This is a genomic window from Terriglobales bacterium, assembly GCA_035624475.1.
GTDB lineage: Bacteria > Acidobacteriota > Terriglobia > Terriglobales > Acidobacteriaceae > DASPRL01.
Genome location: DASPRL010000348.1, coordinates 1 through 2,499 on the forward strand (window position 1 = coordinate 1; position 2,499 = coordinate 2,499).

The window sequence follows — 2,499 nt, forward strand, 5'->3', positions numbered from 1 at the left end:
TCCGCGAGGCAGGCGGTGGTGATCGAAGAAGTCGCGGCGGGGGCCGGCCACCGCGAGGGCAAATCTTCCTGACCGAGGCGAAGGCGTGAGCGAACAGGACGGCGTTCCCAAGAACCTGAAGGTGCTCATCACCGCGGAGCAGATCCAGAAGCGCGTGCACGAGCTGGCCCGCCAGATCGCCAAGGACTACAAGGACAAGACCCTGTACGCGGTGTGCGTGCTGGAGAACGGGTTCGTGTTCATGGCCGACCTGGTGCGCGCCCTCGACATCCCCGTGGTCTGCCAGTTCATGAAGCCGGAGTTCAGCGAGAAGATGCAGGGCGGGACCCCCACCACCGAGATCTTCTTCAGCCCGGAGATCGGGGTGGAGGGCCAGCACGTGCTGCTGGTCGAAGCCTTGGTGCAGTCGGGGGTGACCAGCGAGTTCCTGATGCGCAACCTGACGGGGCGGGGCGCCGCCACGGTGAAGCTGGCCACCTTCCTGGACAAGCAACCGGCGCGCCGGGTCTCGCTGCAGCCCGATTACTTCGGGTTCCTGATCGACGAGCTCTACGTCGTGGGCTACGGGCTGGGCTCTCCCACCTTCGGCCGCAATCTTCCCTACGTAGCGGCCGCTCCCGGGACCGGCGCGGCTCCCGGCCCCGATTCTCAGAACTAGGGCGGCCGCGTCGCGGCGAGACTTTTCTTCCCCGCGACGGGTTACAATTGGGGTGGCAAGAGGGAATCGAACGGGCGCCGGCGGCGTCTAATCTTAGGTAGGCGCACCCTCCCAGGGCGCGCAAGGGTCAAGGAGCAGGAGTGAATTCGACGGTTAAGACGGTGATTTTCTGGCTGGTGATCGTGCTGTCCGGCGTGCTGCTGTGGCAGGTGGTCAAGGCCGGCGGCAACGCCCCCAAGGTGCGGGAGGTCAGCTTCTCCGAGTTCATGACCGCGGTGAACCAGGGCAACGTGGAGAAGGTGGAGGTCAACGGCGCCGAGGTCAAGGGCAACTTCCGCAGCGACAAGACCACGAGCTTCCACACCATCGTCCCGGCCAACTACCCCGACATGTACAAGGTGATGCAGGACAAGGGCGTGATGGTGACCGTGCGCGACACCTCCGGCACCGGCTGGCCCACCCTGCTCTCCTACATCATCCCCCTGGTGCTGATCGGGCTGCTGTGGTTCTTCATGATCCGGCAGATGCAGACCGGGGGAAACAAGGCGCTGAGCTTCGGCAAGAGCCGGGCGCGCCTGCTCTCCATGCAGCAGAAGAAGGTCACCTTCAAGGACGTGGCCGGCGTGGACGAGGCCAAGGAAGAGCTGAAGGAGATCATCGAGTTCCTGCGCGAGGCGCAGAAATTCCAGAAGCTGGGCGGGCGCATCCCCAAGGGGGTGCTGCTGGTCGGCCCCCCGGGAACCGGCAAGACGCTGCTGGCGCGGGCGGTGGCGGGGGAGGCCAACGTGCCCTTCTTCTCCATCTCCGGCTCCGACTTCGTGGAGATGTTCGTGGGGGTGGGCGCCAGCCGGGTGCGCGACCTGTTCGAGCAGGGCAAGAAGAACGCCCCTTGCATCATCTTCATCGACGAGATCGATGCGGTGGGGCGCCACCGCGGCGCCGGCCTGGGCGGCGGCCACGACGAGCGCGAGCAGACCTTGAACCAGTTGCTGGTGGAGATGGACGGCTTCGAATCGAACGAAGGCGTGATCCTGATCGCCGCCACCAACCGCCCCGACGTGCTCGACCCGGCGCTGCTGCGTCCCGGGCGCTTCGACCGCCGGGTGGTGGTGCCGCGTCCCGACGTGCGCGGGCGCGAGGAGATCCTGCGCGTGCACACTCGCAAGATCCCGCTCAACGACGACGTGGATCTCTCCATCCTGGCGCGGGGCACGCCCGGCTTCTCCGGCGCCGACCTGGCCAACATGGTGAACGAGGCCGCGCTCAACGCCGCCCGCCAGAACCGCAAGTCGGTGGCCATGTACGATTTCGAGGTCTCCAAGGACAAGGTGCTGATGGGGGCGGAGCGCAAGAGCATGATCCTCTCCGACGAGGAGAAGAAGGTCACCGCCTACCACGAGGCGGGGCACGCGCTGGTGGCGACTTTGCTGCCGCACTCCGACCCGCTGCACAAGGTGACCATCATCCCGCGCGGCATGGCGCTGGGCGTCACCATGCAGTTGCCGCTGGACGACAAGCACACCTACACCCGCGAGTACCTGGAGACGCGGCTGGCCATCATGATGGGCGGGCGCTTGGCCGAGGAACTGTTCCTCAACACCATGACCACGGGCGCGGGCAACGACATCGAACAGGCCACCGAGCTGGCGCGCAAGATGGTGTGCGAGTTCGGCATGAGCCAGCTCGGTCCGCTCACCTTCGGCAAGAAGGAGGAGCAGATCTTCCTGGGGCGGGAGATCGCGCAGCACCGCGACTACAGCGAGGAGACCGCCATCAAGATCGACCAGGAAGTGCGGCGGCTGGTGGACGAGTCCTACGGACGGGCGCGCGACATCCTGGCC

The 2,499-nt window shown here is 66.2% G+C and carries 2 protein-coding genes; both read left to right on the forward strand.

The genetic code is table 11. From position 1 onward, the window contains the following. Positions 1-85: 85 nt before the first annotated feature. Positions 86-658 carry a phosphoribosyltransferase family protein gene (locus VEG08_13720; protein HXZ29046.1) on the forward strand — a complete coding sequence of 191 codons (573 nt, stop codon included), beginning with the start codon at positions 86-88 and terminating at the stop codon, positions 656-658. Between the two features lie 140 nt (positions 659-798). Then, positions 799-2,499, forward strand: a 1,701-nt coding sequence (gene ftsH, locus VEG08_13725; GenBank protein ID HXZ29047.1) for an ATP-dependent zinc metalloprotease FtsH, incomplete at its 3' end; no start/stop codon positions are given.